This window comes from Lysinibacillus sp. NPDC093692, from assembly GCF_050280125.1.
Lineage (GTDB): Bacteria > Bacillota > Bacilli > Bacillales_A > Planococcaceae > Lysinibacillus.
The window spans coordinates 37,935-64,161 of the sequence record NZ_JBNNUW010000014.1 but is presented as its reverse complement, the minus strand read 5'-3'; the positions used below and the strand labels follow the sequence as shown (position 1 = coordinate 64,161).

The following is a 26,227-nucleotide window of genomic DNA, read 5'->3' as shown; positions in this document are numbered from 1 at the left end:
TAGAATTTCGGCTTCACTTTTCAAATTTTATCCCTCTCATTTTAATAATCTCGTTGTAGCTTTCTTGCCTGATGAGTTGCTAAATCAGCATATCTTGTGGGGATTGGTAAACGGCTATCTTTTTCAATAAAATGCATCGTTATATTAGTTGCCGTATCTAAATCAATCTCGTTACCACATGAAACAAATATCGGTTTAACATCCTTTCTACTTCTTAGAGCACGACCATACACTACCCCATCAATCACAATATCAGTAAACGCTCCAGCTATATTTTCCGGCATTATAAAATCAGTGTTCTCTATTTTATAATAAGTTTTGGCAACACCAATTGTAGGTTTTTCCAAGAAGAATGAGGCATGGGTAGCAATGCCCATATGACGACTATGCAAATACCCATTTCCATCAAACATATAAAGGTCTGGGTTCGTACTCAATTTTTTAACAGCCTCTAATACAAGAGGCAATTCACGAAAGGCTAAAAAACCAGAAATATACGGAATTGTAATTTCATTTATGTACTCAATTTGTTCAACTATCTTTTTGGAATTAAAATCAATAACTTGAATGCAACAAGCTCCATATTCTTTATTATTTTCATCCCAATAGGCAATATCTACTCCTGCAACGAGTTTAATTTGATCGGCTGAAAAATTGTTTTGTAGTGAAATACGCTTCCTTAATTCATTTTGTTGCGAAGTATAATTCAAGATCATGTCTTCCATTTCCATGAAGATTTCATCTCCTCTAATATAAATATACTATCACGACATACAAATAATGGGGTATTTGTTAATGGAAATGTTGCACCTCAAAGCAAAAGCCTCCAATCTATACACGTACTGTGAATTTTGCACATTACGAAAAGATTAGGAGGTATGAAAATAGCTCATGTCTTTTTTCTATGAGTAAGTTGGCCTTCTATGATACGCATCGAAGTCATAAGAACCGCAAAAAACCACGTGAAATACGCAAACCAAGCAGGACTTTACAATGATGTCGAAAAGTATCTTCGTGTTCACGCCAAGCGTATTTAATGAATAAATTCAATGAGGCATCTCAACTAATGAGTTGGGATGCCTCATTCTAAGTTTCAAAATATAATATTGATGCTCCATCTATTGCTTATAAAGCATATAAGTTTTTTCATAACAATCGACGTATTGCACACGCTCTATTTCGCCTGATAATGAATAAGTAAATATCAATCGTTCATAAATCATCTCGGTTAAAAAAGCCGTTTTCGTAGCGTCATGACTAAATGGTATAAGCTTAAATTTATATAAAGCTCCATACATCTTGGGGACTGTTAGATAAAGTTCTTTATTTTTAATAGTAATGGTAAGTACTTTGTCTTCATTTTCTATTACATATTGCCCAACGATTGAATCTTTCTTTATGAATGCTATCGGAACTGCAGGTGCTGGTGAAGATACATTTTTATCAAAAACAATTTTTGCAATCTCTCTACTTAAATGCATGACAGGTGTAACATTCATATTACTTAAAAAGATAATCGTAACTTGATCATCAATAAATCTAAGGAAATCACTTGAAAAACCGCTAATATCTCCAAAATGATGTATTCCGGAACTATTAGTTAAACAATGATAGATTGTTATTTGTTGCCATTCGGATAATCAAGTAGAAATTTTCCTACGTAATCATCCATATACAATTTTTGCTTTTCATGCAATTGAAATATAGCCAACGCTGTAAATGCTTTCGTAAGTGACCCAATACGAAATTTAGTTGTTGGCACATTCGGAACGCTATGCTCCCAATTCGCAATACCAAAACCTCTGTTTAAAAGAATATTCTCATTGGATGCAATTAATAAAGTACCATTCAAATAACCGTTTCGATTATAAGAATCTATCCAATTATTTAACCGTTCCTCTAAAAGCATGTGAGTTTCTCCTTACTAGAATAATTAATCTTTCTTTATATTGATGGATTTTCCTTACCTGAAGAGTTACTAAATCCGCATATCTTGTATAGATTAGTAAACGGCTATCCTTTTCAAATCAATTTCATTTGTTGTGATGTATACCTTAGGATCATTTCTTCTATATCCGTGAAGATATTAAATCCTCTCTATATAAATATACTTCAAAGCAAAACCTCCTAATCCATATTCATACTGTGAATTTTACACATTACGAAAAGATTAGGAGGTACGAAAATAGCTCATGTCTTTCTTTCTATTCATATATTATCCTCTACTAGGAATTGGTCTTCTATTATAAGTATCGTAGTCATAAGAATGGGTATGATCCGCTTCAATTACTTTAATTCGAATGGACATTCCCTCTCCTACATTGGTGTTGATAGAAAACTGACCATTAAAGGCCTGTACCCTATCTTGCATTCCCCGGATGCCCATTGAATCAGCAATTATGATTTCCTCCATTTTACATCCTACACCATCATCAGCATAAATAATTTCAAAGCCCTGTTCTGTTTCTAATAGATGAATTTCGACAGTGTTGGCATACGAATGTTTTAAAGCATTATTTAACAACTCTTGGAAAAGCCGATAAATCATTAAGTTTAAACGCTCATCCTCTAAATATAGACGATCAATTGTATAAATTAAAACAAAATCAGAACGTTTATGAACTTTTTGAATAAGCTTCTCAAGCGCAGCATTTAAGCCTAATGTATCTAATAATGGCGGCTTCAAATTTTCACAGTAGCCTCTTAAATCATTTAAAGATGTAATCATATGTTCATGGATCTTACCAAGACCCGATTGAATATCCGTCTTTTTCTTCGCGTGGATAAATACATCCATCTCCCTAGCAATATGGAGTTGCTCTTGTAAAACCGTATCATGAAGCTCTTGTGCTAATTGATATTTTTCTTGTTCAAATCGTAGCCAAAGTAACTTATTAAGCCACGGTAACTGACTTCTATCAGCCTCTTTCATATGCTTTAACTGCTCTAATAGATCTTCCACCATTTTCGTATTTTCAATAAAATTATTTACATATAAAAGCAATAATTCAAGCCATAATAATTCCTCATCCTTTAGATGAATAGATTTATTGTGGTCTACGACTAGTATTCTTTTATAATTCATATCTTGGTGGATAAAAGCAATATAAAAATGCTCTGTCTTCTTTATATCTCCCAAGCGGAGTTGCTCAAGCTCTATTTCGTTCATTTGATTTTGAGTATATTCTTTGGATGTCCTTGTGGAAGTAATTTGATGTGTTTGCAAATCGTAGGTTAATATGTAAACATGTTTAATCTCAAGGTGTACCGCGATTTCTCGAACAAATTTCTCAAGTAAGTCTTCAATTTTTACGACCCTTCCGATACTATCAACTGTCGTATACAATCGATGGATATAATCCCCTTTTGTTGAAAAAAGAATTTTTCGCTTATGATAATCTATTTTCTCTTTAATGTAGAAAAGTGCTATTAAAGAAAAGAATGTAAAAAAGAAAATTTCCGTCATTCTTGACATAGACAAATCAGTAAGCCAATAAAGACCCATTAACAGCCAACTAGTAAAAACAAATGAAAAATTAAAGTAATGGCGTAAACGGGTAATAAAGTACTCCATATCAAATATACGTTCAGTGAGCTGTGTGCAAATAAAACTATAAGGTATTAACATTAGAAATAAAGAACTAATATCCGCAGAGAGCACTTGTTTATTGAAGATTATTTCTGGCAACGCATATAGCAACAAAAACGGTAGAAACGGGATGATGATACTACTTAAAAATATTTTTAATTGTGGTGTTTTAAATTTCAAGTAACTTATTCCCAATATACCTAGAATTACGGTTAGCAAAATAAAAAATATCCAAAGGGTTAAACTAGAGAATATAGGATTGATGAAAGGATATAAAACACTGTAAATGCTTGAAAAAAAAGCAATTAAAGGCAGTAAGTAAAATACTTTAATATTGTCAATAAAAATCCATTTTAAATTCATAAATAAAAAGTATTTCCTAAGAAAATGAATTAATAAGACTAAGCAAAGTATCATACTACTACGATTTATTATAATACCAACATTATCCATCTTGCCTGACGCGCCTATACTAACATATGCTAATGAAACAGTGAGTATAAAAAATATTAGTATATTCACTAAAGGGTTATTCTTTTGTTTAAAATACAAAAATAAAGAAATTAGAAGAGTAAGAAAAAAATAAAAAGTTGGTGCTATTAGTACATAATAAAATTGTTGGGGAATATCTAGTGGTTTTATGTGTATATGGATTAAACTACTATTAGATTTCTTTATCGTTAAATCATTGGCTGCTCGTAATACGAAATCATATTTGATATTAGAAATATTATTAATCTCTGTTCCATCTACATTTATAATAATATCTCCGGGTTCTATTTGTTGTTCAGTAGCCCAATCTTTGTAATATGAATCTACCACTAACCATTCTCCATTTTCTTCCTTAAGCTCGATATTTATAAAAGGCTTGCTATAAGTTACATATAATAAGTAAAAACCCATTATTAAATAAATACCTATAGCAAGCCAAAACCACATACTTTTAATATTACTTAATACCAAAGGCGATTTTCAACACACAGCTCTTCATCAAAAGAATCCAGAATTGCCTTTTGTTCAATTTCTGTAACACCAAGTAGAGAAGCCTTTTTTTCTTTTAATAAAGTTACCATCGACGGATTTTGCTCTAAATATTGGATCGTATTAATCATAAAATCTCCTCATTTCATTAGTTTTTTTATAGCTACACTTTCTGGAATACACCTTTTGCCAATCTTTTACCAAGGGATTAATAACCATAAATGTAACTATACCCCCATTATACTATCTCTTTACGTTTAATCAACAATATTTTCTACAATTCGCTAAATAAACGATAGATTATGTATCATTTTCACAAAATGTACTAATTTTCCGAATATTTTGTTTTAACACTATTTTAACCTTCCATAACTTGATATTATTTCAAAATAAAAAAGCGTATTCCTTCTACTCTTTTAAAGTTGGAATAAGCCAATGTTTTTATAATTTATCTTTATTAAAAGGAACTACTTTTAGTACTTGTCCAATTTCCCCCAATGATTCAATTTGTCTTATGGATTTATCCTAAGAGTATTTTCCCACAAGGGATTATTCCTGCACAATATTCTTTCCAGAGTCCATTTAACCAACTATTATTAATATCACAAAGCACTGCCTCTAATAATAATGCAATATCATCTGATAAATAAGCCGCAAGATCGGATGACTTTGAGTGCTCAAATATTGCTTTAAAAGTTCTCTCCCTTAAGCTTTCAATTTTTTGTATATACCAAGTATCGACTGTACTATTTTTTAACTTCTTTCTTACCTCAGCATATACCTCCATCCACTTATTTGAAAACTCATCACTATTTCTGCTATCAAGGATATCATCGCATTCTTCTTGCGAAACACCTTTAATTATCTCAATCAATTTAGTATTACAAAAAAACTCCATATTCTCAAAAACTTTTATGTATATTTCCATAACGAAATCTCCTTTTATACCTACAATCCAATGAAATCCTTCTTGCAACCGTTGAGCTAATCATTGAAAATGTTGAAATACAGTAGACTAAAAATCCATAAACGTATCTTGTTCCATATAATAATTTATCCCCATTATAAAGTCATCAATTGAAGCTTGTTTTTTCTGGTGTAAGACATTCATTATCACATCTTCAAATTGTTGTCCGTCATAAAAGAATTCTAGTGATTCATTAATTACACAATCCGGGTATACTTCCTCGTCATCATCTGTAATCGTTGGATTGAGATCCAATATCAACTATTAATTTTTTTAAATTGAAAATCCATAATCCCTAGCAATCTCCTTTATTTCCAGTGAATCATGCTTATTACAAAAAGATAAATGACTAATTAATAACTTTTTTAATCCTAAATGAACATATAATTCGGCAACTCTTCTATATTTCCATTCTTCATCATCTGATTCTAAATAGGAATCTGCTCTATATAATTCTCAATATTTTCTTCTAGCCACTTTCTATTTACTAATCTAATGACGTCGCCCATCTCTCCAAGCAAAAATAAAAGAGCAGACACATTGCTCCCCTTTTCTACCAAGTCGTTAAGTTCTCGACTCGATTGGCATCCAACTTTCCTATCAAGTTTTGTATATCGATTTCTAAAAATGTGGCATTTGTTACAATTACCAGGCACATAAAAAAGTAATCACATCACTTCTGATGATTCGTTAGATTAAAGGGCGATATATATCTTTCCAATAAGGAATCATCTCTTCTGAAAAAATATAAATAAAATCATTAGAAGATAGGTTTCCTAAATTATCTAATGCAATTCCAAACTTGAAATATATTTTATAGTTTCTGTTTATAAAATACTCTTCATTTTTTAAACTATCCAATTTAGATCCGAGCTTTGATACCAATTTATTATCAATAAAAACTTCCTCTTTACAATTAAAAGCTAGTTGAATTAACAGTCCTTTTTCATTATACATCGCTTGACTATTCGCCCTGTTTTCTGTAGTTATACCCCTTTTGTTATTCTTGCCTATTTTCAAAGGAGTTCCCAATATTTTTTCAATTTCACTCGGTTGCATGCCGAATGTCAATAAGCCTACAGATTGATACGGAGTAATTTCATACTTTAAGTTTATAAGCTGATTTTCAATACCTCTAAATGGAAAACCTACTTTTATATCTTTCTCGTAAATATTTTTTTGGTTATCTGAACAAATTGTTAATTGAACTCTATCATTAGGAAAATCTAAACCGTAAATTGACATGTTGTACTGAGGAAATATATAACATCCATCAACAAAATACGGATTTTCTTTGCTTAAAAATTGCTTTGATTCATTCATTAAATCAATTTTTTGTGTATTCAAGAAAAAACTCTTAGGATTATTTACAGAAATACTTACTAAAACATCATCTACAAAATGAAATATAAAATCATCTTGATATTGAAAAAATTCTTTTCCATTGACATTTTTCGTATCCAATTCACCTATGATATTGTGTAAGTCTGAAGATGTCATAGATAGCTCTACTTCGTTTATTCCTATTTTAGGTAATATTTTTAACTCTCTTCTCATATCTTCTACCTCATCTACAATTTGTTATCTTGAAAATCTTTTTATTCTACATTGGCTATAGATACATTGCCTCCTGCGTATTCCAATACTTCTCTTATTTTATCGCAATCCAAAGACCAAAAATACCCATTTTTACACTTACTCTCGGAATGATGGTGTGGTGTTCACGAAATACATGAATTAAACCTGTTCCATTTCTAACAAAAAAACCATGTAGAAAAGAAAGTTTATTCTTCTCTACATGGAGTATTGGAATCCCATCGCACTGCATCCGATAATTATAATTTCTAGAATTATAACCTTATTTCCCTATTTTCGTTTCGCATTACCTGTCTCTGATTTCACTGTTTATTTTTTTTTGACTTTCTAGAGGTATATAATAGATCTTCAACAACTTTTAGATTTTTTTTCAATTGTTTCGAGTAAATACGTACATCTCCATTTTCATACTCAAATCTAAATGTCCTTGTGGGTAAAATTTTTATTTTTTCTTCAAAGAAACCATCTCTAATAATAGTATGAGCAGTCAAATTGTCATTATAAGAATATCTGTCAACCATAAACGTTTCTTTGTTCCTATCATCGTCCCTTTTGTAGAATAATATTTTTTCTATCACTGATCCTTCATATATTATACAATGTACTTGGCTTAAAACCATTTCACCAGCCCTATTACTACGAAATCTAAGACAGATTTTCTTTTCAGTTTCATTTATTATAAAAGAACTCCCCCACCCCTTATTTTCAGCGTCATAAGAAAAATACAGTTCATTGTTTTTCAACTTATTCACTATAATTCCTTCCTTAGATTTCGGTTCCTTTTTATAAATTTTTGGTTTTGGTAATTGATCTAATTCATATTGATATGGGTATATTTCTAGATAAGAATTGCTCCAAATAATCGTTTCATTTTCAACGTCTTCAACTTGATGATGCAACACATTATATGAGGAACGATATTCCTCGAATATTTTTACAATCATCTCGTAATCTTTTTCTATCATCTTATACACTCCCCTAATTCTTTAATTATTTTTGTTCCCCAAGTCCGTCCTTTATTTAGTTCCTTCTTTATTTTTCTTCAGTTCATTCTCAAACTTTTCCTTATTATCTAATCTATCGAATAGTTCGTATTTGTAATCTTTTCTATGTAGATCATCTTGTTGATGAGAAGTATCTGCTCCACCTATTACTTTATCATTATTCTCGTGTCAGTAACCAAATTCCATTATATTTTCCATGCGATTCAATTCCATTTGCTTGAATTTATGCAACAAGTGATTTCATTCTCGGGTCTTTAGTACCTGTAATAAACTTCAGGATGAAAATTATGATATGGTTCTGTTACTTGATAACAATCCATTACTTTTTCAAAATCATCTGTTAGTTCGTATATGTTAATAATGTTGATATTTTCGCTCTTACAATAATCGCAATCTCCTTGTTCTTAATTCTCATCACTAAAACAAAATAATAGAAAATAGACTCGTTATGTCATGAAAAGTAATGGCGAGTCTATTTTCTATTTGTACATAGGCTTTATTTTTACTTTTCTAAACTCAAGACTTCTTTTTTTAGAATGATCCAGTCCTTAATACCATCTTCCGCATGAAAATTGCTCGTAAAAATTATCAATATTATCCTGACTTAGTATTTTCATATCATTAAAAAGACAATCAAGAATATCTTCAGCAATATCTAAGTCTTCTGCACAACCTGTATTTTTTGCCAGAAGTTCTACCGCTAATTTTATTATATACCCTTTGTCTGCTTCAGACAGAGTACTATCATTATATACTTGAATTATTAATTTTTTTATTTGTTCTTTAGTCTTTTTGTTTTCAATGTAATCTTCCTCTTCAGTTTTGAATTGCTCATTGTAGTAGTTTTTGTAGTAGTTCTTTAAAGAATCTCTAATTTTGTCGATTTCACTTCGATAATCTATTCTCATAATTTAACGACACCTTCCCTTTTTATGAATAGTATAGGCACTTTTAGGTATTTAACTTAGATTGCAAGTAGCTATGATGAATTAGGCAATCGTTCACAAATTGGAAGGAGAGTGTGTAGTATATACACAAGATAAAACAGTTCTTTTTCTAACACATAAACTCATGTAGCAAATAGACATGAAACACTCAATGTTTATTTGACAGGAAGGATTATATATTACTTGATTACCATCTTACCTACTTTATGAGGTCCTTCACATATGATAAGTTCCTCATTACTACTTAGTAAGCGTTGTGGTGCATGATCAAATAAAAAACAAACTTCACAGTTATCTATCATTTTATTTTGCGTCGGATTTGTCCTATCGAATTTAATACCTAAACTCCACACCTTGCCATCTTCTAGTATTTCTGTAGTCGGATAATACTCTGTTCCTGTTGGAGGAGCTTTTCTTCCTCCTTCCGCTTCTGAAAACCAATAAATTATCGCTTTCTTCATTTACATCCTCCTAATAGAATACTTACCCATCCTTTAAGATTTTCAGTTCACTTTTTACTCTTAAAACTTTTTTAAATAAAGTAATAAAAGCCTTTGGGTATGGAACATTCATTCTCAAAAAGCCTTTTTTACAATCTGACACATAAAATGTCTTTTCACGTATGTATTTAATACCTCATTGCAAGTTTTCTGATAGTTAATGTAGAAATCCGTCATACTATTTCCCACTTACCGTATAACCCAATTATTTTGATTATTTTCGCTTTATTCCGACTTAAATACTAAATAGCACCAAATATTCCAATATAAGTTAACTCATTATAAAGCTTTTCTTTTTCTTTTATCATAATATCACCATCATAATACCAAAACACTGCATTCGCCTTTTCAACGCCCTTCTTTATACAAATCTCTCTAATTTTTGTTATAGTTTCTTCCGTAACTGATAATTCATCTTGATTTATCAGAATATCTAAGTCCATCTCTTGTGAGTGCTGGGTATATCCAATCCAGTCCTCATCGTAAAATACTTCCCCTATATCTTTACAAAAACCACAGATTTTATAATCTAAATCTCCTATTTCTACATCTTCTCTATAGTCTAATTCAAAGTACTCCTCATAATCCTTCTCAAAATTAATTCCTACCCAAATATGCACTTTAGATGTGTTTTGTTCTCCATAATTCATTTGTTATTTACACCTCATCTTCATATGATGATCATGATTTTTATTGATTATTCCAAGTGCTTCTTCCTTCGTCTTATCACTCTTTAACTGTTTAATTTACATGTCTTGGAATCTCTTACTTGCACTACTACTGTGATGTTTACCTGATATAATATTTCCATCTCCATCAAATATATCTTCAAAAAATACATTTTAACCATTATTTCCTTAACATTGTAAATTCATATTTTTCTGTCGGGACCCCAGATAGCATAACAATAGCGCCCATTGGAAAATTAGTGGCGTTATTTGACGATTACATTCATAACAATGCAAAAATCGCCGCGTAAGATTTAATGTCTCGCACGACGTTTGATCAGGTTATTTCTTTGTAAAATTATCTGTGTAATAAAGTGTTTTTACGTTGTCTGCTACATCTTTTTGTGCCGCAATACCTGTACCAATCACCGTATAATCCTGACTGATTATAATCTTTCGATGCCCCGAGCTATTCATCCAGCCAGCATGTACTTCAAATGTATTTTTGGGTCCATAAAAGATAATCTCTGCTGCATATGGATAATGATATCCCATCATTTTCACACGATCACTTGGTGACTGCCCAGTTAAATTAGTATGACTAAAAAAAGCGTTAGTTGCCATATCTGTTGCATGGTATTGTGCAGCATCAGTCAGCACTGTATCAAGTCTTACTGGAGCTACGTTAAACTTCGCGCGAGTTTGATTTGTTAAAATGACATTTAATTTTCTTATCTCATCTAAATTTAACGAATTAAAATCCTTAGTATAGTTAAACAGAGCAGCTGCACCATCTTTAAATATGTCAATAGCAAATAGGACTCTGTCTGCATCTAAACGATCAACAAAATAAACATACTTGCTTACAGGTGTCACTTGGCATGTAATATTATTATTTTGATATCCAGCCGTTGTCAGACCATATGGACAGTTCAATGTCGCTTCATTTAGTATTTCCCCGACTGTGACATTGCCAAGCTGTTTACCATTTTTACCATAAACCATTGCGGTTAGTTGATTATGATCATAAACAAACATTGTTTCATCTTTTGTATATTCTAAGCGAATGGAATCTGTTAATTGAATTGTTTCAAGTGTTGGATCTGTTTGCTGAGCAAATGTTGGTTTGAGCGTAATAAAGTTGGTATACAAGCGATGTAAAAAGCTTGTTGCTTCTGCTCTCGTTAAATTATTATCTGCACCAAATTGTTCGTAAGTAGCGGCTGTTGTAATTTTTAAATCTTTTAGCAGAAGAAAGGCAGCATCACCGCTTTGGGTATTGTTTGTCGTCGCATATAAAATAAATCGTGCAACGTCATCACGTGTAATATATAAATTTGCATTTTTAACGTTTGTCCACCAGTAATCTGTTTGTGAAAGCACGTTGTAGTACGGCTCATGGCCCTTAGATGAAGATAGTAAATTTTTAAATAAAAAACATATGTAAAGAAAGAGCTTATGACCTCCCCTTTACATATGTTCTTAAACAATCTTATATCACCAAGTGAATAATACAGAACAGGCTAAAGTACTGTACTGTACAGTCCTGTTTTTACATCTTCGTACTGCTCGATATCAACTATATCAAATTCTCTTTTTCAGAGATTGTTGGTTATAAACACCATTTAAATTCAAAGGAGGTTGGGCCATTAAATCATAGTTTATATTTCGACAAATTCCGGTCGTTGGGTACTTCCCTCTTTAACAAACATTACTCCCTTTATCTTTTCTTCTTTACATGCTTTTATAAATATATCATCAACGGTGATATTTTCTGTATATTCTCTCATTCTTACAATATGATGCCCGTTTAGAGAATTTTGTACATATTTTATAGATAATATATCGATTGGTCCATCAGGCATAGACTTTAATAATGGTCTATATTCTGAATTCTCCATATCTAAACAAGGTACTACATTTAATACATTCATGACAAAAAACGATTCATTGATTTCGTCCGTCTTTGTGGACGTTATAACTGCAGGAATGAACTGACAATCTGAACCTAATCCTTCTATCATCTTTTTAAATTTTAAACTTACCAATACTCCCCCTATTGTTGGCAAAATATCGTACTTGTTTAAATAAGTATCAAATTTATCTACTGAATAAAAAAGTTTCTCATCCAAAGGATAGACAATACCTTCCGCTAAGTCAAACCGATTATATGTGTTCTTTTTAGTATAAGAAAAAAAAACATCGCGTCTGTAATTGCTAGATAACTGATAGTAACTCATAAATATCACCCTTCACAATGTATTCTTATTTTACCTTTTCTCAAATCCTGTCTTAGTTCGTTTATTACTGATTGCATAGAATCATGATACTGTTGAGCAGTCCATTTCTCTTTCTGTCCTATTTTCACTAAGGTAAATAAACTTTACTACTGCATAAGACGACTTATCCACTCTTTAAGATTTTCAGTCCACTCTTTACTCTTAACTTTTTTAAAGTAAAGTATCTTGCCGCTCCGACTTTCTTCACAATAGAAAATATCATTCAAATCAGTACTCCTTTTACCGAATTCACCATGAATAGGGAAAATTAAAGTAATAGCTTCTTTGTTTATATCTCTTGCGACCTTCCAATAAATCGTAAAATCATTTGTTACATAATACAATTGATCCGAATAGGCATTTGAAACCGTCCACCCTTTTTGAATTAGCTGATTCTCTAACATTTCTAAATGTTTAATTGACATAGTTCTCCCTTTTAAAATAGATCCCAGAAATTTTTGTTCAAAGTATTTCCACCCTTACTTAGCATATCTTCAATCTTTTCTGCAGTAATTCGGGAGCCTTCTTTTGACCATGTATCTATGGATAAGATTTCTCCTTTTTTATTAGTAATTGTAATACTGTATTCGTTTTCTCCTAACTTCCTAATATAGTAATCAGCGTTTTGACGTTTGCCCCCACCTTTAACATGAACACCATCAGATATATTTTTTTTGACCACGTTTTAAATAATCCTCGGGAGACAAATTTGAGTGTCGACTTGCATGATCCTTTAATCCAGAATCACCCTCTTGGAATGTTCTTCGTTGTTTCCAATTTCCACAACTTTGCTTTTTCAATCCAAACGGATCAATCCAACTATTCGGATCGCTTACATACCCATACAAAGTTGGATTTCCACCCTCAAGTCCAATAGGATCTTGTTGTAAATACATCCCCTCATTTGAAGAGTAGTACCGGAATCTGTTGTAATAAATCCGATTTCCACGTCTTCATACTGCCCTTGATAACGGAATGGAATGAAATCTTTTTCACCTTTAAATTCTGTAATTTCACCATAAATATCAAGCTCAGCTGACCAAACCTTATTTCCTTTTTCATTATAGGCTACAACAGGCGTTCCAAGATAATCACTAATAATGCTGTAGTTACCTTCACTCGTAATTTTAGCTGAAGGTACGAACCCATCATTAAATATCCATGTGAAAACTGTTGGCTTCATTCCTGCAAGTGACAATGCAGCAAGAGTTCGATTACTTTCGGCAACTTAAACCTGTTTTTGGATCTACAAAATAAGTTACAAATACCACCATCAGATGAGAGTTTACACTAAATACACGATAAAACAATTCCTTTTCTAACAAAAAAACATATGCAAAGAAAGGATTTATGGTATCCTCCTTCTTTACATATGTTCAGAATCTTTGTTAACTTCTATAAGTATATAACGAGATTTTTACAGTCCTGATGTTTTGATTATATAAGAAAATCTCTCTAGGTTTTCTAACAAATAGAAGTCTTCTAAGTTCTCATTGTTATATGCTACTAATAATACACAATCATGGCTCTGTTGTAATAATTTTAACCATTCTTTTATATACAAAATAGATTCAATAGTTACAACATCAGTTATTTCATCAACATTCCATTTAATACATGTAACCCCATCGATTGTGTGCAATTCCCATGATTCAAAAAAATGCTGACTAGGGAATATTATTTTATGGTGTCTTTCCTTGCGTTTAATTGATTCTAACATCTTGATATATCTTAGATACTATCTGCTATATCTAATCGATAGTTTAGTTGAAAAAAAGAGTTATTCCATTTCAATATGAAATATTCTAAATTTGTAAACGTACTATCAATAGCATCTGAAATTGTACAATCTTCAGTGTCAAGTTCCCCTAATTTTATGTTGTTATTAAGTGTTATCTTAAAGTTCATTTACATCACCAACATACCCGTACAAAGTAGGATTATTTCTAGCTAATCCAATCGGGTCTTGTTGAGTGTACATACCCATTTATGGGTCATAATAGCGAAAGCGATTATTGTATAATCCCGTTTCAAAATCATGGTATTGACCCGGAAATCTAAATGGAATAAAATCCTACTCTTCAGTTAGTTCTCTAACCTTTCCATACATATCCAGCTCCATTGACCATACAAGCTTGCCTTGACTGTCATAGGCAAGCTTGGAACACCTAGATAGTTAGAATTAAAGTCGACAACTAGGGTATTTCATATCAATTTATTTTACAATGGAGATTTTTTCAGGGTTACGTATTGGAATTTTAATTTTAATACCCTTTGTACTTGTTACTTGAATAGAATCATTTTCTAATTCTGCTTTTATAAAAGGATTACTATTATCTAAAAATAAGAACCAAATTAATTTTCCTGTTTTATCATTCAATTGAACAATACCGTCTCCTCCAAAACTACCTTCTCCAATGCTTACAATAAAATCATCTGTTTCATACTTTTTCAATATATCAAAATGACATACGGAATCTCCATCATTGTACTTGAAAAAACTTTCAATTGTCGATTTGCATAACACTCTTATCCATTCGTTGTTATTATCTAAAACTAGTATATCTTCATTAGAAAAGAAAAAAGCATTAATTAATGGACACTCAAAATTTTCAATCAACTTATTTATACTCATAAAATCTCCTTTATTTTTTACAAGGAACTATAGGTTTCTCTTTCAATCCTTTATCAGGAACAATTCCACCTGCTTTTTTGTTCCTTATGTCGTTAAACCGTTCTTTGAATTTCTGTCCCCAAGTCTTCCCTTTTGTAGAATCAGGATGTATGTCTTCTGCTTTTACAACATTAACTTCAAGTTTTTCTATTCCTGCATTTTGAGCAGAGAGTAATCTTATATTGTCGTAAGATACCAGTTGTCCATCAACTTTGATAACATTTAATGGTGTATACTTAGATGCATCAAATACCCTTACTTCTGATACAGTCCTTTGTGAGAAATTAATGTCATTTGGATTTACAAATATGGTTTCCAACCCAAACACATCAATCCATGTGTTAGGATCTTTCACATATCCGTATAGTGTAGGATTCTCACCAGTCAACCCAATCGGATCGACCTGAGTATATATACCCTCAACTGATGAGTAGTAACGGAATCGATTATAATATAATCCTGTTTCAACATCTTCATACTGCCCTTGATACCTAAATGGGATAAAATCTTCTACATCTGTAAATTCTTTTACCCTACCGAATATATTAAGCTCAGCTGACCAAACCTTATTACCTTCTTCATCAAAGGCTTCAACAGGCGTTCCTAGATAATCACTAATAATACTGTAATTACCATCATTTGTGATTTTTGCTGAAGGTACGAACCCATCATTAAACACCCATGTAACTAGATTGTCTGGTATTTCGGATTTACTCTGCGAAGAATACTCCTCTAGGTTTTCAAATTTATCTGAATTATCCTTCGAGAAATACTCATGCAGGATAGTATTCCCATCCCATACGAATCTCAGAGTTCTCTCGTCAGAACACTTCTCTACTCGTCTACCTAGTGAATCATACTTGAAAGTAACTTCTGCCTTGTCTGATGACCTTTGACATCATCCCATTGCCATAATACTCGTAATTCCATGTACCACCATTCTTCTCAATCTTCTGAACAAGATTACCTTCATCATCATAAGAGAATGTTACCTCTCTCGTTTCAAGTAATCTACTTTCGGCACCATATACACGATCTGTCTTTTCTTTTGTTTCATACAAATTCCCGACATCATCGACACTACGGTGTAAGAAGTCAAGTTGACCGCCTTGATTGGACCAGACGAGGTTACTGAATTCATCGTAACCATAGGTAACTTTTACACCTGTTAACTCGTTTACCATGCTTCGTAATCGATGATTAACATCCCAATTATACACTCGTCTTCGTGTATCGCGCCTTTAACTAATTTTTCGATGGTGTATTGATCTACCTGTCGCATCGTACTGCTCTTGTATCAAGAAAACAATACATCAATACACGAAAAAACAATTCCAATCTAACAAAAAAACATATGTAAAGAAAGAACATACTGATGTCTTCTTTACATATGCTTCGGTATATAACAATCATTTATATCAAGTGATAAATAATAACAGGATGTAGTAAACTTATTACTTTGCGGTATCCCAAATATCAAATTCTTTTTTAGTCATCGCTGGTTGTAATACCAATTATATTCGCTTTGACAGGGAGATTATATCTTACTTGATTATCATTTTACCTACTTTATGAGGTCCTTCACAAATGATAAGTTCCGTATTACTACTTAGTAAGTGTTGTGGTGCATTATCAAATAAAAAACAGACTTCACAGTTATCTATCATTTTATTTTGCGTTGGATTCGTCCTATCAAATTTAATAGCTAAACTCCATATATTGCCGTCATCTAGTATCTCTGTAGTTGGATAATACTCTGTTCCTTTTGGAGGAGCCTTTCTTCCTCCTTCCGTTTCTGAAAACCAATATATTATTGCTTTTTTCATTTGCATCCTCCTAGTGTATTCAGACTTTTATCAGCTCGCACAGAGTTACGGCTCTTTACAGTAACAGAATTATGGTTTAAATCTGCAACTTCAAAGTAAAAGGCTGCTCCTATTCCATCATGTTTACCTGACGCTCTAAACGCTTTATCTACAATATTATCTGGAATATCAACCTCAACTACATAAAATTTAGGGTCTACACCATGCCCCATTCGCTGACCGAATGTAATAGCATCATCAAAACTATCCGCAAACCACTTTCCTGACATTCCATTTTCAGAAGGTCTTCAACCAAAATCTAAAATATCAAAAAATTAGCTGGTGTCCGTGGTGTAACAGCTTGAAGGCAAAGCCTTCAACACGACATTTTATTGTTTAATAAGAATGTCAATCGACTTCCACTAAAAAAAGGGAGGCATCCACATTCTATCAAAGACAACATATCGTTTTCCCTTTTCTTGCACAAGAAACCCACTCCAAAAGCTAGTTACCAATGAAGTGGGTTATATCTATGATAATTTAAATCGGTTACATTCAAATGAGCAGATTAACTTGTATCCAGATATTTTCTGCTCTTTTTGTTATTCTTTATTCTGCTCCATCAATATAGATAGAACATTCATTGAAAATTAATGCATCACATTCAAGTTCAATGCTCCAATTAGTACCCTGTTGAGAAATAATAAACGTTTCTATATTTTTGACAATAGTTAATTTTCCATATCCAGCATTTTTCCAGTTTATTAGACTAGCTGAATCTCGACACAATCCATTTAATTTAATTACTATAACATTATAGTCGACACCCCAATTACCCCATTTAGCAACTTCTATTGCGGGTTTTTGTTTCGTATGAATATTTACGGACATTCTCCCTTCAACATCGAAACCAATTTGCCCTATATAAACAGCTTCTGTTAATCCATTAGGAAACAATCTCTTTAGAAAAACATTAGTATTAATTAACTCTAGTATATCCATTTAATTACCCCCAAAATTGTAATGACCGTGAGTGCCACCAACTGAACCTGTATTCAAATTATCTGGGGGTCTAACATTAAAATGGGGTTCTAGGCCATGCCCAGGTGTTGCTTTTGTATGCCCCAGACTATGTTCTTGAATAACTCTAAGGTTTCCATCTGTGTCGGTAAAGTGATATTGTCTTGTTTGTACTGGTTGACCGTTTTGCATGATTTTATTTCCACTACCATCCAAAAGGGGAGTTCTACTGACCTGTTGTGGTTGCTGGTTCATAGGAACACCTGCATCTCTTTTGGCTTGTCTAAAAGCATCTCTACGACTAGTTCCTTCATAAGTAGTTTTTTTATTTTTTTGTTCACATCGTAACCCAAAAGGATCAATCCAACTATTTGGATCAGCCACATAGCCATATAGCGTTGGATTTCTACCTTCAAGCCCAATTGGATCCTGTTGCGTGTACTTGCCTATGCTTGGGTCATAATAACGGAACCGATTATAGTAAAGACCTATCTCCTCATCTGCATATTGCCCTTGAAACCTAAATGGTATAAAGTCGATTGAGAATTCTTCTTCACAAATATAGTCACCTATTTTTTTATCATTGAATTCTTTTACTCTGCCATAGATATCAAGTTCTATCGACCAGACTTTCTCCCCATGATCATCATAAGCTTCTACCGGCGTTCCTAGATGGTCACTAATAATGCTATAGTTGCCTTCACTAGTGATTTTGGCTGATGGTGTAAACGAATTGTCATCATAGACCCATGTTATTAGATTTTCATTTTCAGGCTGTAATGAGTGGCTTTCACTTGTGGTTTCCCATTCATGGAGAATCGTATTTCCATCCCACACAAAATGAGCGGTTTTTCCATCACAACTCTTTTCAACTCGTCTGCCCATTGGGTCGTATTTAAAGGCAATCTCTTTTGATTCTGATTTTCTCTGCGAAAACGATACTACCTTCGTCATCATGCCATTGCCGTTATATTCGTACTTCCACGTATCACCGTTCTTCTCAACCTTCTGAATCAGATTACCTTCATCATCATAAGAGTAGGTTGCCTCTCTAGTTTCAAGCAATCTACTTCCGGCTCCATATACACGATCTGTCTTTTCTTTTGTTTCATATAAATTACCGACATCATCGACACTGCGGTATAAGAAGTCAAATTGACCGCCTTGATTGGACCAGACGAGATTACTGAATTCATCGTAACCATAGGTAACTTTTACACCTGTTAACTCGTTTACCATGCTTCGTAATCGTTGATTGACATCCCAGTTATATACTCGTCTCCGTGTGTCACGGTTTTGACTACTCGTTGGTGTGTTGGTCTACCCGCTGCATCATACTGCCATTTGCTAATGACATCTCCAGGTAAGATTCTCTCAATTTCTTGACCGAGTTCATTATACTGCATGGATGCTGACCAATGGACCTGCTCTGAGCGAGAGGCTGTGATTTGTGACACATCTCCCATTTCATTGCGAGCGACATCGATTTTTGCGCCTAAGCTACTCGTAATCTGTGAACGACTGCCTAATACATCATAGCTACTCGCAATCCAATGGGCATTTTGCCACTCCTTGATTACCTGGCCAGATGAGTCACGTTCCAGCTTTATGGTCACATGCTCATTTTCTGTCTCAATTAAAGAACCATCTTTGTCATAGCCAAACGTTGCCCAAGTGTCATCATAATAGTCAGCTCGAATAACTTTCCCTAGACCGTCATGCTGGTAGGCTGTCCAACGATCACCCGGTCGTTGAATTCTCTGAACCAATCCTGCCAGACTTCGCTCATACGTTCTTTCCATCTCATCAAAGCCGATTTCCTTAATGATATTCCCTTTCGTATCTCGTTCAAACTGATACGCTTCGCCTTTTTCGTTGATGACAGCGGTTAGCTTCTCTTCTGTATCATAGGTGAATTTGACTTTCTTCCCACCTTGTTCTCGAGTTATTAAGCTGCCAAGGATGGTGTAATCAAAGGCTACCTGCGTACGGTTATCTTTCGCAAAAACAACATCTTCATAGGCGTTGTACTTCAACTGAACGTCGTTACCATCTGATAGATTTGCACGTACTAGGCGATTCAAGTTATCATATACGAACTTCTCTGTAGCCCCTAGCGGATTGATCGTTGTTGTACAATTACCACGACGGTCATACGCCCATGTCGAGCTCGTCCTGTCTGGCAATGTCACTTTACATAAGTTCAGATCAGCATCATAAGCTAAGCTTATCACATGACCTTGCGCATTTGTCACCGTTTTAATTAAACATTATTCATTATATGAAAATTCAGTTTTTGCTCCATCTTCTAAAATATTTGCCTGTAATGTCCCATTTTCATTATAAATCCACTGACGGCTTCCACCCTCTGCGTTTACTGCCTGAATCAGCCTATCCTTCTCATCGTACCGAGAGGATAAGATACTACCATCTGCAAGAGTAATCGTTACTGGATTAGCCCATTTATCATAGCTATATGTCGTCACACGACCATCTTCATCTATTTCTTGGAGTAATTCAAAGTCCTCATTATATTGATAGCTAACTTCACTACCATCTGGATGAACAATTTTCGTACAGAGGTTATCTTCGTTAAAATAATAATAACTCTTATGGCCTAAGCTATTCGTAATTTCGTTATAGCCCTCGTGATAAGAAAGCTCCCCTGCAAGGACATTGCCATCTCCCCATGTTTTGATGACTCTTGCACCTGTAGTTGGCCCATCATAGCGCCAGAAGAAGCTATTTTTATTACGGTCAATTTTTTGCATCATTAAATGATTAACATATTTAATATGCGTACTTTGCCCTAATGCATCTTGGATTTCGATTAAATCTTGTCCATCATTGTAATCATAGCGAACTAAGACTTCACGACTCACCTGGTTGCGTAAAGCAACCTCTGTCATTCTGCCTACCTCATTGGTCGTCACCTCGAGCACTCTACCCACACTGTCGGTTACTTGGGATAAGAGGCCTTTAAGGTTATACGCAAATTAAATATGATGCTCTTGTTCATTTTTTACTTAATTTTAGCTGAAGGTATGAACCATCATTAAATATTGATATGACTAGATTATATGGTATTTCGAAGCTATACTGTGAACACCAACTAGAGTTTCAAATTTATCTAAATCCTTCTGCAAAATATTGAGTTACTTGTTAATAAAATATAAAAAAAAGTGGCAATAACCCCTTATTTAACGGAATTATCGCCACTTATTAATTTATCCAAAAGAGCTTCAAATCAATTAAAGAATATAAGGACTTGTTGTAAATATAGTTAGCAATAGTTTACTATACTCTTTATTCGCCAATTTTTGTTTCTTTTTACAATTCAAAGACACTACATTTTATTTTATTATAAATCAATTCCTCATTTATTATTTTTTCAATCTCTCTCCAGTCTCCTCCTGCTAATCCTGAACCAATTTTAGGCATCTGTATGGATAATCTATTTATTAATGAAAATCTTGCAACTTTTTTTAAGCATAATCGAAGTGCATCATAATCAATATAAGTTGTACTATCTTTGTAATTTTTCCTTACACCTTTTTGTGCAAGCATGTTTGCAATAAAAATAGGTTTCTGTTGCCTAACACATACAAACTGAACTTCTCCTAACCTAAATGTTTCTTTGTCCTTAGACCATTTTAAATATTCTTTCTTTGCAGAAGGAAATTGCTTTGATAGAGATAGAACAAAACCTTTTCCCCATAATCCCAATATGTTAACAACATGAAGAATTAGTGTATTTTCTTCTAAAGGGAGTGAAGCATCACCTTTTAAGTAACTTATTTGAGATTTGTTAATATCAACTAAAATTGCCTCCTTCCACTTACTTTCAAATTCTACTCTATTAATAGGTACACTATCGCTTAAATCTAAGCTATCGATATGTCCATCGTACAATAAAAAACCAATATTTTCGTTCCAATCGTTCAACGATGAAGAAATATACATATCGTTATTGATTATGTTAATCTGCCTAGTTGCAAATCCATTCTCAAATTCTGTAAATAATTGCCCGTTACCTTTTGCAAAATCAACATTATCACATTTGTAATATAATAAGCTTTCATCAGGTTTTACATACTGTTCCACCGCTATTTACCACCCTTTTTGAAATATCCAAATCCGTAACTCCATCAATAATAAAGGTCCCTGGTCTAGGTTCACGTACATTTAAACCTGCAACCTCAATTTCCACAAAATGAGATACACTATTTAGTTTTCTAGCATCACCATAAATATTTGCAGCTAATTGTCCTTGTGATATTTTACCTGCCTTTATATCAGCTTCAGATAAGCCCTATAAAGTTCTACTTCCTATTTGATCAGGGGATATATCAGTAAAATACTGACCAGGACCAAACCGAGCATTTTTTTCACCAATTGATGGTCGAATAGCATTACTTTCTAAAATTCCTTTTAATCCTTTTTCATTGGTATAATGAGTTAGAGTACTACGAGTTAATCCATATGGATCTACCCAAATATTAGGATCATTCACATATCCATACAGTGTCGGATTATTCCCTGCAAGCCCAATCGGGTCAATTTGAGTATAATTCCCTTGTTCCGGGTCGTAGTATCGGAATCGATTATAATACAATCCTATTTCTACATCTTCATACTGCCCTTGATAACGGAATGGAATGAAATCTTTTTCACCTTTAAATTCTGTAGCTTTACCATAAATATCAAGCTCAGCTGACCAAACCTTATTACCTTCTTCATCAAAAGCTTCAACAGGCGTTCCTAAATAGTTACTAATAATACTGTAGTTACCTTCACTCGTGATTTTAGCTGAAGGTACGAACCCACCATTAAACACCCATGTGACTAGACTATCATTTTCTAATTCAACTGAATCGTTCTCTGAGAAATACTCATGTAGGATAGTATTCCCATCCCATACGAATTTCATTGTTTTCTCGTCAGAACACTTCTCTATTCGTCTACCTAGCGAGTCATACTTGAAAGTAACTTCTATCTCGTCTGGCTTAATGACTTTCGACATCATGCCATTGCCGTTATATTCGTACTTCCACGTATCTCCATTCTTCTCAACTTTCTGAATCAGCTTCATCATCATAAGAGAATGTAGCCTCGCTCGTTTCAAGCAATCTGCTGCCGGCACCTAGACACGATCTGTCTTTTCTTTTGTTTCATACAAATTCCCGACATCATCAACACTGCGGTGTAAGAAGTCAAATTGACCGCCTTGATTGGACCAAACGAGGTTACTGAATTCATCGTAACCATAGGTAACTTTTACACCTGTTAACTCGTTGACCATGCTTCGTAAGCGATGATTGACATCCCAATTATATACTCTTCTTCGTGTATCGCGGTTTTGACTATTTTTTACTTGTTTAACGGTCACTATTATACACAATTTAACAATTATTACAGTAATCGTTCCGAAATAGGGAGGGATAAAAGTAAATCAAAACAAGGAAAAACACATGTAAATGGAATAATACCATATACATGTGTTTCATATTTCTACTATCAAGATACGCCTCTCCATGATGTAGATTTCTGTGCTGTTAAATAATTTTATTGACTGATAAAATCATACGGTATAGCATCTGCTAACCATATCATTTCATGCGCAAAATAAAATTTCACACCATTTTTATATGCATCTTCCGAATTGATTTTTAAAACTATAGGGTCAGTGTCTCTCCTTTTACCTACTAAGATAGCAGTATGGATGTCTTCAGATAAATGAACATATTGCCTTGTTTTAGGAACCAAGCCATTCTTCATTATCGACTCAAAAAAACGGCGACTAGTTCCATGATATAGTGTGCTAGGTGGCTTCATTTCCTTTTTTTGAATTTTCATAGGAATCGAATGCCCATAAAATGCTCTTATTTTATCATCTATAATTTCGAAACGCTTCTTTTCTGACTTCTCAATCATTTTTTTCAAATCATCAATCTCAATGTGTGACCATTTATCAGACCTTCTTAATGATTCTAACAATTTATCAACTGAAACCCATCCTTTAGCATCTAACTCTAATTCATACTCCCCTGGAGAATGCCGTAAAGCATATGCCACCTCTTTACTAAGTTTATCGTAATTCATTTACCTTACAGCTCCTTGAATCCTTAAATTCAAACTTCAAATGCTTTTATCTATTTTTTCATCAGCTATTCTAAGTCCCTCTGGCAAAATAAGATTGTATTCTTGAGCCACAACCTCAAAAACTTCATCATAACATTCAAGAAAATAATGCTTATATCCCTTTTCAACCAGTGACTCTTGCTGATTCAAAAAGTCGGAATCAATCACTTCACAAAAACACGTATCCAATAAATTTTCGTTAAAATAATCAAGAGCACAAAGGCCAAACTTGACTACATTTTTAAAATTGAAAGAAATATCAATGTATCGTTCTTCTGTCGAAATATTGGATGCCAACGCTGTCGCTAAATTTAACGAAATTTCAACTTCTCTTGGAAATCGATCAATAATAAACTTTTTTAAAGTCAAAGCATCTCTAGCATCTATTACACCAACTGTTGTATCTATAAATTTGGTTTTCATAATGCCCTCCATTTCTTTACCTAAGGGCAACGAATTTCAATTGTCCTACCGGCTGTTTTAGTGCTAAATCGTTTATTTAAATTCATATTCCCTAGATTTTCTTTAGTCGCCTAAACGGGATTCACCTTTGAATTAGCCTCTCTAGCAGCATGTAGTCTTCTATTATCTACTGAGAAAACATCATTCACTCCTGCACCTTGTTTTAATAATCTATCTTGAACTTTCGGCGGAAGATCTGTTAATTTCACAAGTCTTACTGGTTCTACCTGTTTATAATAGTTTGGGTTATTCTTTAACTGTTAAATCAAAACATTAGGACTAGACTTATAGCAAAAATTTGCACCAATATTATTTCGACTATAGAATATTTTAAATGGATCATCAATCTCCAACCCAAACGGATCGAAAAACTTATTCGGATCTTTTCACATAGTCATAGAATGTAGGATTGCCCCCTGTAAGCCCTATAGGGTCTATTTGCGTATACATTCCGATGCTAGGATCATAATTTTGAAATATTCTTTACACCACACTCATCATTTTAAAGCCTCTCAACATACAAATTTCGTATAATCACACTCTTTTTTAGAGTGGACTTTTATTCATAAATCTTACCCACATATAACACCATCGATAAAAAATTCCAATTAATATTTTCGGGTGTTTCTAAACCAGAATTTTCAAAAAAACCTTCCATACTTTCCACCCAGCCCTCAATGCCTAGAAGAAATTCATCTATAGATTTATTCTCCCATTCATCTCTATTTTTTAAAAAATCGGCTGATAATAAATTTACAAAATTTAAGAACTGTTGCTTATTAGAAACGTTTTCAATTATGTCATACCAATCCATACAATTCACACCTTTCGACCTACTATCGACTTTATTTTTTTCTACAAATTACCGATTTGGTTCCATCATCCATCTTTAAAACAATTGATGTTCCTCCAACTTTTGTTGACATTTTAAACCACTGATGCTTTATTTCACTTCTCTTGGCCCAGTTTACTGGGATTTCATCAATATTACTTTTTGATTTATAATTACATCTTTTTATTTTTCATTAGACTTAAGGACAGAAAATATCTTCTCGATTACCAAATCTATTTTTTCATTATCTTCAAGCCTACTCTGTATTCAATCCCCGTATTTTCTACACCCTTCTCTATGATTTCTCCCGCTTACGATAGGTAAGTCTTTTGATTATAACCACCATCACATAGACAGAAAAAGCAGTCCCTGACTTAAAAAAACCTACGTAAAAAGGGTTTTGTACTTCTTCATACGTAGGTTCTAAAATTATATTTTCTCGGAAATATTTCTATTAATTATGAAGTTCACTGAATACTACTCACTAAGATTTTCCTTACACCTTTAGGTTTTGATAAATTCAGCCCAGCCATAACTAATCACCTCATCTCCAGTTGGAAAATCATATTTTGCATATGTGTTAAATGGCAAACATTGTTCCTGAGTTATTTCATATGGACTTTTCCATTCTGATTCACATTCTTTACAACACAAATACAGATTTGATGTTTGAATATCTTTTACAATTATAACCCAGCCTTGATCACACAATGGGCACCAATCAACTTTATATTCATTTTTCATTTTACTCTCTTCTTTCAT

General features: G+C 33.2%; 36 protein-coding genes. All 36 read right to left on the bottom strand.

Annotation, left to right across the window (positions count from 1 at the left end):
- Window positions 1-41: 41 nt before the first annotated feature.
- Window positions 42-731: an endonuclease V gene (locus ACQKN4_RS15600; RefSeq protein WP_427484143.1), complete on the bottom strand. Its 690-nt coding sequence runs from the start codon at window positions 729-731 to the stop codon at window positions 42-44.
- A gap of 387 nt (window positions 732-1,118) precedes the next feature.
- Window positions 1,119-1,499: a hypothetical protein gene (locus tag ACQKN4_RS15595; protein ID WP_427484142.1), complete on the bottom strand. Its 381-nt coding sequence runs from the start codon at window positions 1,497-1,499 to the stop codon at window positions 1,119-1,121.
- A 119-nt stretch (window positions 1,500-1,618) separates the two neighbouring features.
- Window positions 1,619-1,909, bottom strand: a complete 291-nt coding sequence (locus tag ACQKN4_RS15590; RefSeq protein WP_427484141.1) for a serine hydrolase — start codon at window positions 1,907-1,909, stop codon at window positions 1,619-1,621.
- 306 nt (window positions 1,910-2,215) lie between these two features.
- Window positions 2,216-4,492 carry an ATP-binding protein gene (locus ACQKN4_RS15585; protein ID WP_427484140.1) on the bottom strand — a complete coding sequence of 759 codons (2,277 nt, stop codon included), beginning with the start codon at window positions 4,490-4,492 and terminating at the stop codon, window positions 2,216-2,218.
- Window positions 4,493-4,542: 50 nt separating this feature from the next.
- Window positions 4,543-4,701, bottom strand: coding sequence for a competence pheromone ComX (gene comX / locus ACQKN4_RS15580; protein ID WP_079562919.1), 159 nt, complete (start codon window positions 4,699-4,701; stop codon window positions 4,543-4,545).
- A 389-nt stretch (window positions 4,702-5,090) separates the two neighbouring features.
- Complete coding sequence (locus ACQKN4_RS15575; RefSeq protein WP_427484139.1) at window positions 5,091-5,498, bottom strand: hypothetical protein; 408 nt, start codon at window positions 5,496-5,498, stop codon at window positions 5,091-5,093.
- 87 nt (window positions 5,499-5,585) lie between these two features.
- A complete protein-coding gene (locus tag ACQKN4_RS15570; protein ID WP_427484138.1) occupies window positions 5,586-5,792 on the bottom strand; it encodes a DUF7716 domain-containing protein in 207 nt (68 codons plus the stop codon).
- 435 nt (window positions 5,793-6,227) lie between these two features.
- The gene (locus ACQKN4_RS15565; RefSeq protein ID WP_427484137.1) at window positions 6,228-7,094 is read right to left on the bottom strand and encodes a hypothetical protein; all 867 of its coding nucleotides are present in this window, start codon (window positions 7,092-7,094) and stop codon (window positions 6,228-6,230) included.
- Between the two features lie 341 nt (window positions 7,095-7,435).
- Window positions 7,436-8,098, bottom strand: a complete 663-nt coding sequence (locus ACQKN4_RS15560; RefSeq protein WP_427484136.1) for a hypothetical protein — start codon at window positions 8,096-8,098, stop codon at window positions 7,436-7,438.
- A 587-nt stretch (window positions 8,099-8,685) separates the two neighbouring features.
- Window positions 8,686-9,045 carry a hypothetical protein gene (locus tag ACQKN4_RS15555; RefSeq protein ID WP_427108132.1) on the bottom strand — a complete coding sequence of 120 codons (360 nt, stop codon included), beginning with the start codon at window positions 9,043-9,045 and terminating at the stop codon, window positions 8,686-8,688.
- A 218-nt stretch (window positions 9,046-9,263) separates the two neighbouring features.
- Window positions 9,264-9,545, bottom strand: coding sequence for a hypothetical protein (locus ACQKN4_RS15550; RefSeq protein WP_427484135.1), 282 nt, complete (start codon window positions 9,543-9,545; stop codon window positions 9,264-9,266).
- 281 nt (window positions 9,546-9,826) lie between these two features.
- Complete coding sequence (locus ACQKN4_RS15545) at window positions 9,827-10,234, bottom strand: immunity 22 family protein (protein ID WP_427484134.1); 408 nt, start codon at window positions 10,232-10,234, stop codon at window positions 9,827-9,829.
- Between the two features lie 360 nt (window positions 10,235-10,594).
- On the bottom strand, window positions 10,595-11,635 hold the full coding sequence (locus ACQKN4_RS15540; RefSeq protein ID WP_427484133.1) for a CAP domain-containing protein: 1,041 nt from the start codon (window positions 11,633-11,635) through the stop codon (window positions 10,595-10,597).
- Between the two features lie 278 nt (window positions 11,636-11,913).
- On the bottom strand, window positions 11,914-12,492 hold the full coding sequence (locus tag ACQKN4_RS15535; RefSeq protein ID WP_427484132.1) for an imm11 family protein: 579 nt from the start codon (window positions 12,490-12,492) through the stop codon (window positions 11,914-11,916).
- A gap of 146 nt (window positions 12,493-12,638) precedes the next feature.
- A complete protein-coding gene (locus tag ACQKN4_RS15530; RefSeq protein ID WP_427484131.1) occupies window positions 12,639-12,956 on the bottom strand; it encodes a hypothetical protein in 318 nt (105 codons plus the stop codon).
- An 11-nt stretch (window positions 12,957-12,967) separates the two neighbouring features.
- Window positions 12,968-13,213 (bottom strand): hypothetical protein, encoded by a 246-nt coding sequence (locus tag ACQKN4_RS15525; RefSeq protein ID WP_427484130.1) that lies wholly within the window; start codon window positions 13,211-13,213, stop codon window positions 12,968-12,970.
- Complete coding sequence (locus ACQKN4_RS15520) at window positions 13,191-13,427, bottom strand: hypothetical protein (protein ID WP_427484129.1); 237 nt, start codon at window positions 13,425-13,427, stop codon at window positions 13,191-13,193. The genes ACQKN4_RS15525 and ACQKN4_RS15520 overlap by 23 nt, the downstream gene beginning before the upstream one ends.
- Window positions 13,364-13,714: an RHS repeat domain-containing protein gene (locus ACQKN4_RS15515; protein WP_427484128.1), complete on the bottom strand. Its 351-nt coding sequence runs from the start codon at window positions 13,712-13,714 to the stop codon at window positions 13,364-13,366. Before ACQKN4_RS15515 ends, ACQKN4_RS15520 begins: the two co-directional genes overlap by 64 nt.
- A gap of 234 nt (window positions 13,715-13,948) precedes the next feature.
- Window positions 13,949-14,251, bottom strand: coding sequence for a hypothetical protein (locus ACQKN4_RS15510; RefSeq protein WP_427484127.1), 303 nt, complete (start codon window positions 14,249-14,251; stop codon window positions 13,949-13,951).
- A 267-nt stretch (window positions 14,252-14,518) separates the two neighbouring features.
- Entirely contained in the window at window positions 14,519-14,599 is an 81-nt protein-coding gene (locus tag ACQKN4_RS15505) for an RHS repeat-associated core domain-containing protein (protein ID WP_427484166.1), read from the bottom strand.
- 147 nt (window positions 14,600-14,746) lie between these two features.
- Entirely contained in the window at window positions 14,747-15,166 is a 420-nt protein-coding gene (locus ACQKN4_RS15500) for a hypothetical protein (protein WP_197143624.1), read from the bottom strand.
- A gap of 10 nt (window positions 15,167-15,176) precedes the next feature.
- Window positions 15,177-15,884 carry an RHS repeat domain-containing protein gene (locus tag ACQKN4_RS15495; protein WP_427484126.1) on the bottom strand — a complete coding sequence of 236 codons (708 nt, stop codon included), beginning with the start codon at window positions 15,882-15,884 and terminating at the stop codon, window positions 15,177-15,179.
- A gap of 175 nt (window positions 15,885-16,059) precedes the next feature.
- Window positions 16,060-16,389 carry a hypothetical protein gene (locus ACQKN4_RS15490; protein WP_427484125.1) on the bottom strand — a complete coding sequence of 110 codons (330 nt, stop codon included), beginning with the start codon at window positions 16,387-16,389 and terminating at the stop codon, window positions 16,060-16,062.
- A 360-nt stretch (window positions 16,390-16,749) separates the two neighbouring features.
- Window positions 16,750-17,031: a hypothetical protein gene (locus ACQKN4_RS15485; RefSeq protein WP_427484124.1), complete on the bottom strand. Its 282-nt coding sequence runs from the start codon at window positions 17,029-17,031 to the stop codon at window positions 16,750-16,752.
- Window positions 17,028-17,300: a hypothetical protein gene (locus ACQKN4_RS15480; protein ID WP_079562917.1), complete on the bottom strand. Its 273-nt coding sequence runs from the start codon at window positions 17,298-17,300 to the stop codon at window positions 17,028-17,030. Before ACQKN4_RS15480 ends, ACQKN4_RS15485 begins: the two co-directional genes overlap by 4 nt.
- 319 nt (window positions 17,301-17,619) lie before the next feature.
- Complete coding sequence (locus ACQKN4_RS15475; RefSeq protein WP_427484123.1) at window positions 17,620-18,012, bottom strand: hypothetical protein; 393 nt, start codon at window positions 18,010-18,012, stop codon at window positions 17,620-17,622.
- Window positions 18,013-19,269, bottom strand: a complete 1,257-nt coding sequence (locus ACQKN4_RS15470) for an HNH/endonuclease VII fold putative polymorphic toxin (RefSeq protein ID WP_427484122.1) — start codon at window positions 19,267-19,269, stop codon at window positions 18,013-18,015.
- Window positions 19,263-20,285, bottom strand: a complete 1,023-nt coding sequence (locus ACQKN4_RS15465; protein ID WP_427484121.1) for a hypothetical protein — start codon at window positions 20,283-20,285, stop codon at window positions 19,263-19,265. The genes ACQKN4_RS15470 and ACQKN4_RS15465 overlap by 7 nt, the downstream gene beginning before the upstream one ends.
- 15 nt (window positions 20,286-20,300) lie before the next feature.
- Window positions 20,301-20,939: a hypothetical protein gene (locus ACQKN4_RS15460; RefSeq protein ID WP_427484120.1), complete on the bottom strand. Its 639-nt coding sequence runs from the start codon at window positions 20,937-20,939 to the stop codon at window positions 20,301-20,303.
- A 421-nt stretch (window positions 20,940-21,360) separates the two neighbouring features.
- Window positions 21,361-22,134, bottom strand: coding sequence for a macro domain-containing protein (locus ACQKN4_RS15455; RefSeq protein ID WP_427484119.1), 774 nt, complete (start codon window positions 22,132-22,134; stop codon window positions 21,361-21,363).
- 208 nt (window positions 22,135-22,342) lie between these two features.
- On the bottom strand, window positions 22,343-23,128 hold the full coding sequence (locus ACQKN4_RS15450; RefSeq protein WP_427484118.1) for an RHS repeat domain-containing protein: 786 nt from the start codon (window positions 23,126-23,128) through the stop codon (window positions 22,343-22,345).
- Window positions 23,129-23,173: 45 nt separating this feature from the next.
- Entirely contained in the window at window positions 23,174-23,419 is a 246-nt protein-coding gene (locus ACQKN4_RS15445) for a hypothetical protein (RefSeq protein WP_427484117.1), read from the bottom strand.
- A 176-nt stretch (window positions 23,420-23,595) separates the two neighbouring features.
- Window positions 23,596-24,132: an RNA 2'-phosphotransferase gene (locus tag ACQKN4_RS15440; RefSeq protein ID WP_427484116.1), complete on the bottom strand. Its 537-nt coding sequence runs from the start codon at window positions 24,130-24,132 to the stop codon at window positions 23,596-23,598.
- A gap of 36 nt (window positions 24,133-24,168) precedes the next feature.
- On the bottom strand, window positions 24,169-24,594 hold the full coding sequence (locus ACQKN4_RS15435) for a hypothetical protein (protein WP_427484115.1): 426 nt from the start codon (window positions 24,592-24,594) through the stop codon (window positions 24,169-24,171).
- A gap of 598 nt (window positions 24,595-25,192) precedes the next feature.
- Window positions 25,193-25,447: a DUF7660 family protein gene (locus ACQKN4_RS15430; protein ID WP_427484114.1), complete on the bottom strand. Its 255-nt coding sequence runs from the start codon at window positions 25,445-25,447 to the stop codon at window positions 25,193-25,195.
- 522 nt (window positions 25,448-25,969) lie between these two features.
- Window positions 25,970-26,227: a hypothetical protein gene (locus tag ACQKN4_RS15425; protein ID WP_427484113.1), complete on the bottom strand. Its 258-nt coding sequence runs from the start codon at window positions 26,225-26,227 to the stop codon at window positions 25,970-25,972.